Source organism: Streptomyces spongiae (assembly GCF_009377185.1).
In the GTDB taxonomy this organism is placed as follows: Bacteria; Actinomycetota; Actinomycetes; order Streptomycetales; family Streptomycetaceae; genus Streptomyces; species Streptomyces spongiae.
In genome coordinates, this window is sequence record NZ_VJZC01000576.1 from 1 (window position 1) to 6,325 (window position 6,325).

Below are 6,325 nucleotides of genomic sequence, written 5' to 3' on the forward strand. Positions count from 1 at the left end.
CCCGGTGCCGGCGGACGAACCGCCGGGCCGGGGCACCGGTTCACCGAGTCAGGCAAGCGCCCCTAGGGGCTCAGCTCTCCTCGGCGGAAGCCGTCACCGTGGACGGCGCCTGCTGCGCCGCCGCGGCCGTCTTCTTGGACGCCGACTTCTTCGTCGCCTTCTTCGCCGTCGTCTTCTTGGCGGCAGCCGTCTTCTTCGCCGCCGTCTTCTTCACGGCGGCCTTCTTCGCGGTCGCCTTCTTCGCGGACTTCCGAGCCGCCTTCTTGGCAGGCGCGGCCTCTTCCTCGGCGGAGGCCTCACCGTCTGTCTGTGCCTCCGACTCCGCCGAAGCCGCCGGCACGACCACGACAGCCGCGTCCTCGGACGCGGTGGGCGCGGTCGCCTTCCGCACGGCCCGCCGCCGCGGCCGCGCAGGCGCAGCCGACTCAGCGGACTCCTCGCCCACGGCCTCAGCCGCAGCCTCAGCGACCGGCTCCGAGACCACCGGCTCCGCAACCGGCTCAGCGGCCGACTCCGGCACCGTCACCACGGCTTCCTCGGCCGAAGGAGCCCCCGCCGGCGCCGACACCTTCCGGGTCGCCCGACGCCGCGTACGCCCCTTGGGCGCGGCGTCCGCCTCGACGGCGGGAGCCTCGGCCACGGGCGAATCCGAGACCGCCGGGGCCTCCTCCGCCACGGCGGGAGGCGTCTCCACCACCGGGTCCTCGACCGCGACCGGCTCGGCCTCCGCGTCCTTCCGCGCCTTCGGCGCCCTGGCCGGAGCCGAGACCTTCCGGGTCGCCCGACGCCGCGTACGCCCACGTGTCGCCGAAGCCTCGGCCTCGGCGACGCTGCTGTACAGCTCCTCGTCCGCCGCGAAGGCCGGAGAGGGCAGTGCCGCGGGCTCGGCGACCTCGGCCGCGACCTCGGCCACGCTCTCGACGGCCTCGGGCTCGGCCGCGGCCGACTCCGCCACCTCGGCCACGTGCACGTGCTCCTGCTCGGCACCGCCACGCCCGCGCTTGCGCCGCTTGCCGCCCCCGCCCGCGGCCGTCGCCTGATCCATGTGCACGATGACGCCACGCCCGTTGCAGTGGACACAGGTCTCGGAGAACGACTCCAGCAGCCCCTGCCCGACCCGCTTCCGGGTCATCTGCACGAGCCCCAGCGACGTCACCTCGGCCACCTGGTGCTTCGTACGGTCGCGTCCCAGGCACTCCAGCAGGCGCCGCAGCACCAGGTCCCGGTTGGACTCCAGCACCATGTCGATGAAGTCGATCACGACGATGCCGCCCAGGTCACGCAGCCGCAGCTGGCGCACGATCTCCTCGGCCGCCTCCAGGTTGTTCCTGGTGACCGTCTCCTCCAGGTTGCCGCCCTGGCCGGTGAACTTGCCGGTGTTGACGTCGACCACGACCATGGCCTCGGTCTTGTCGATCACCAGCGAGCCACCGCTCGGCAGCCAGACCTTCCGGTCCAGCGCCTTGGCGAGCTGCTCGTCGATCCGGTACGTCGCGAAGACGTCGACCTCGGAGGTCCACTTGGACAGCCGGTCGGCCAGGTCGGGCGCGACGTGCGCGACGTACCCGTGGACGGTCTCCCACGCCTCGTCACCGCTCACGATGACCTTGGAGAAGTCCTCGTTGAAGATGTCGCGGACGACACGGACGGTCATGTCCGGCTCGCCGTACAGCAGCGACGGTGCGTTCGAGCTGCCGCCGCTCTTCGACTTCTTCTTGATGTCCTCCCACTGCGCCTGCAGCCGCTCGACGTCCCGGCGCAGCTCCTCCTCGCTCGCGCCCTCGGCGGCGGTGCGCACGATGACGCCCGCGTCCTCGGGGACGATCTTCTTGAGGATGGTCTTCAGCCGGGCGCGCTCGGTGTCGGGCAGCTTGCGGCTGATGCCGGTCATCGACCCCTCGGGGACGTACACCAGATAGCGGCCGGGCAGCGAGACCTGGCTGGTCAGACGCGCGCCCTTGTGCCCGATCGGGTCCTTGGTCACCTGGACGAGGACGGACTGCCCCGACTTCAGCGCGGACTCGATGCGCCGCGGGCCGTTGGCCATGCCCAGCGCCTCGAAGTTGACCTCACCGGCGTACAGGACGGCGTTCCGTCCCTTGCCGATGTCGATGAACGCGGCCTCCATCGACGGCAGCACGTTCTGCACCTTGCCGAGGTACACGTTGCCGACGTACGAGGTCGACTGCTCCTTGTTGACGTAGTGCTCGACGAGCACTCCGTCCTCCAGGACGCCGATCTGCGTACGGTCGCCGTTCTGCCGGACGACCATCACGCGCTCGACGGCCTCGCGGCGGGCCAGGAACTCGGCCTCGGTGATGATGGGCACACGCCGACGGCCCTGCTCACGGCCTTCCCGGCGGCGCTGCTTCTTGGCCTCCAGCCGGGTCGAGCCCTTGATGGACTGCACCTCGTCGGAGGGCTCGGTGTCCTTGCCGCGCCGTTCCCTCGGCTCGCGGACCTTGACGACGGTCCGCTCCGGGTCGCCCTCGCCGGGCTCGGCGTCGGTGGCCGTGTCACCCGCGCGACGCCTGCGGCGCCGACGGCGACGGCTGCTGCTGGAGCCGCCCTGGTCGTCGTCGCTCCGGCCCTCGGCCGCGTCCTCGGCGTCCTCGTCGACCTGCTCGGCGGTGTCCTCGGCGTCCTGCGCGGCCTGGGCGGCGGCGAGCTCCTCGGACTCCGCGGACTCGCCCTCCGCCTCGGCGGACTCGCCCCGGCGACGGCGACGGCCACCACGGCGGCGACGACGACGCGCTCCGGTCTCCTCGACCTCGTCGCCCTCGGCTTCCTCCGCGTCGGCGGACTCCTCGGCCTCGTCGGCCTCCTGGGTCTCTTCCGTTTCCTCGGTGGTCACGGCCGCGGGCTCCTCGTCGAAGCCGCGCCGACGGCGGCGACGCCGCGGGCCGGTGCTGCTCTCCTCCGCCGTGAGCTCCTCGGCCTCGGTGGCCTCCTCCGCCGCCTCGGCGGCAGCGGCGGCCGCGGCCCGCTCCGGCGTCTGGAACATCGGCTCGGTGAACACGGGTGCCTGGAACACCGCGACCGCCGGCCGCGCGGGCCTCTGCGAGCGCTCGCCACCCTCCTCCTCGGCGGCGGGCTTCGCCGCGGGCTCGGAGAAGCCACCGGCGGCCTTACGGGCGGACCGCCTACGCGCACGACGCGGGGCGGCCTCCTCGGCGGCCTCCTGAGCCTTGGCCTCCTCGGGCTTGGCCTCCTCGGCCTTGGTCTCCTGCTTGGCGCCGGCCTCGGCCTGTGCCTCCACGACCACTTCGGCTTTTTCGGCCCTGGCCTCGGTCACAGCCTCGGTCTCGGTCTCGGCGGTGGTGGTGTCGTCGACGGTCACAGGCGCCTCCACGCGCTCCTGGGCGGCCTCCCCCGCGGGCACCCCGGTCGGCGCGGACACGCGCCGCGTGGCACGACGACGGGTACGGCGGGGAGCGGCGCCCTCGGCCGCCTCCGCGGCCACGACAGCGGTCTCGGCCTCGGCGGGCGCCTCGGCTTCTACGTGCGTCCCGGCCTCAACGGGCGCCTCCGCGACCGTCTCGGCGACGGCGGTCTCCGCGGTCTCCGCCGCCTTCGGCGCCCCGGCGGGCGCCGAAGCGCGGCGCGTGGCCCGGCGTCGCGTACGCCCGGCGGGAGCCGCGGCCTCGGCGGCAGCCGGAGCCGACTGGGCGGCGACGTCCTCGGAAGTCTCGGAAACCCTTGCGGACTCAGCGGACCCAGCGGTCTCGGTGGCCTCGGCGGCCGTGTCGGTCTCGCCGCCCACCGGGGCAGCGGACACCACGGTCTCGGCGGCCTCCGGGGCCCCGGCGGGTGCGGACGCACGCCGGGTGGCCCGACGCCGCGTACGCGGGGCAGGCACGACCTCCCCGGCAGCGGCCACCGTCTCCTCGGTGGCGGCCGTCTCAGCCACCGCCACCTCGGTCTCAGCGGTCTCCGCGACCTCGACGACCCGCGCCACCTCGGTGGTCGCGGCCGTCTCATCGGCGGCGAGGGCCGCGGAGTCCACGGGCGGTGTGGCCGGCGCGGTGGTCTCCACCTGCGTCCCGGCGGCGGCCGCGGGCGGGCCCGCGGGGCGCGAGGCGGCACGGCGTCGCCTGCGCGGCGGCAGCGTGTCGCTGGGGGTGTTGCGTTCGGAGTCCGTCAAGGACTCTGCGGGTTCGTTCGGCTCGAGCATGCGGGCGGTTCTCCCGTCAGGCTCCCGGGCGCCGCGCCTGGTCCGGCGATGCCGGTGACGTCCGCGGCTCGCGCTGTGCGCGGTGCCGCCGTCCGGGGCGCGGGCGCCACACGGGAGCTCTCTGTGTCTTGTCTCGCCGGTTCCGTACGCCGTGTTGCGTACGGCCTGGCGAAAGTCTTCTGGTCGGTGCGCTGCCCGACCCAGGTGGCTCCCGAGTACGAGGGCGGCGCTACGACGTCCGTCCCTTCGCGGGACCTTCCCTAAGCCGGCGCCGCCGCGGCGGCAGTCGCGCGGGCCGTGTGCGGCTCGGTCGCTGCTGCCTCGCGGTCGGGCGCGAGCGGGTCGGTCACCGTGCCGGTCTCTTCATCGAACAGCCCCTGCGCCAGCCTGGTCACCGCTGCGGGGACCGGCGGCGCCAGGTCGGCCACGGCGCGGAGACCGGACAGGACGTCGTCGGGTCGTACGGCAGGCGTCACGTGCCGAACAACCAGCCGCAGTATCGCACAGGGCTGGTCGGTCGGCCCAGCAAGGTGCGCGGCGTCAGCCGCTCCAGTGGAGCCGACGCTTGCGGCGGGCTGCGAACTGTGGCTCTCCTGGCTCACCTGAAGGTTCACGACGGCGGCGCGGGCGTCGAAGGCCCGCATGCCCTTCTTGGTCTGGCGCTCGACCTCGATGGTCTCGGCCGCCTCGAAGGCCACCACCGCGCGCTCCGCCTCCTCGGGGGCCACCCCGTCGAGACGCAGCTCCCAGACGGACGCGGTGAGCCGGTCGGCGAGGCCCGGGGCGCGGGCCTCGACCGCGTCGACGATGTCGAGCCCGGCGGGCAGCGACTCGTCGAGGAGATCGCGCAGCTTGTCGGGATCGCGCGCTTCGGTGAGCGCGATCTCCAGGTACTCCGCCTCACTGCCCGTACCGGTGGGTGCGGCATTGGCGTACGACACCTTCGGGTGCGGCGTGAACCCCGCCGAGTACGCCATCGGCACCTCGGCGCGGCGCAGCGCGCGCTCGAAAGCACGCTGGAAGTCACGGTGGCTGGTGAACCGGAGGCGGCCGCGCTTGGTGTAGCGCAGTCGGATGCGCTGCACCGCCGGTGCGGGCGGCGGGCCTTCGGGCTGTCGCTTGCCCAGTGTCGCTCAGTCCTTCGTGAGTGCGGTGGTACTGCTACCAAGAGTACGTGCCTCGCGGCCGACAGGTTCCCGAAGCCCGGCAGGTTCCCGAAGCCCGGCAGGTTCCCGAAGCCCGGCAGGTTCCCATAGCCCGGCAGGTTCCCGAACGCCGACAGGCTCGCGCCGCTCCCGCTCGCCCAGGAGCATGCGCCGGATGTCGGCCCGGGCCTGCCGCGCGGACTCGCGGGCGGAGGCCAGCGCCTGACGTACGGCGCGACCGGCACTGCGCACGGCCTCGGCGGCGGGCCGCCAGACCGCGTCCCGTACGACATGTCCGACGGGGGTGAGCACGGCGCGGTACACCCAGCGGACGGGCTCGACGAAGATCCACCGGAAGAGGGTGCCGAGGAACCGCCCGACGGCCTGCGACACGTACCCGGCGATCCGCCACGCGTGCCCCAGCGCCTCGCCGATCTCCCGCCCGACCACGGCGAGCACCCGCCCCACCGGTACCAGTACCCAGCGCCACACCGCGAGCGCGGGCAGCACGAGCAGCACACGTCCCGTCCAGTACAGCGCGAGCCCGACACCGGCGAGGAGCGTCCGTACGAGCCATGCGACCCCGCCCGCGACCCAGGCAATCCCGTGCCCGACGGGCGTGAGCACGTAGCGGTACAGCGCCACGGCGGGGACGACGAGGAGATACCGCACCAGCCAGGCCACGGCCGTGTACACGCCGGTCCCCAGCGCGGCGAGCACGAGCCCGACGCCCCTGGCCAGCCACATGATCCCGTGCCCGACCGGAGTCAGCAGGCGCGCGTACACCCAGCCGAGCCCGTCTCCGATCCCGCGGCAGACCAGGACGACTCCGCCCCACGCACCCCGGGCCACCCAGGCGATCCCGTGCCCGACGGGGGTGAGCAGATACCGGTACACCCACGCGGCGGGCACGACGAGCAGCACGTTCGCGAGCCAGGCGATCCCCCTCCCGGCCGGCGCGATGACGTACCGCCACAGCGCCACCCACGGCCACACGAACAAAGCC

General features: G+C 73.9%; 3 protein-coding genes. All 3 read right to left on the reverse strand.

The window, feature by feature from the left end; genetic code table 11:
- Positions 1-70 precede the first annotated feature (70 nt).
- Positions 71-4,174, reverse strand: a complete 4,104-nt coding sequence (locus FNH08_RS41850) for an Rne/Rng family ribonuclease (RefSeq protein ID WP_152776744.1) — start codon at positions 4,172-4,174, stop codon at positions 71-73.
- Positions 4,175-4,434: 260 nt separating this feature from the next.
- Positions 4,435-5,259 (reverse strand): TIGR03936 family radical SAM-associated protein, encoded by an 825-nt coding sequence (locus FNH08_RS41855; protein WP_322726325.1) that lies wholly within the window; start codon positions 5,257-5,259, stop codon positions 4,435-4,437.
- A 48-nt stretch (positions 5,260-5,307) separates the two neighbouring features.
- A partial coding sequence (locus FNH08_RS41860) for a hypothetical protein (protein WP_152776746.1) occupies positions 5,308-6,325 on the reverse strand: 1,018 nt, incomplete at its 5' end.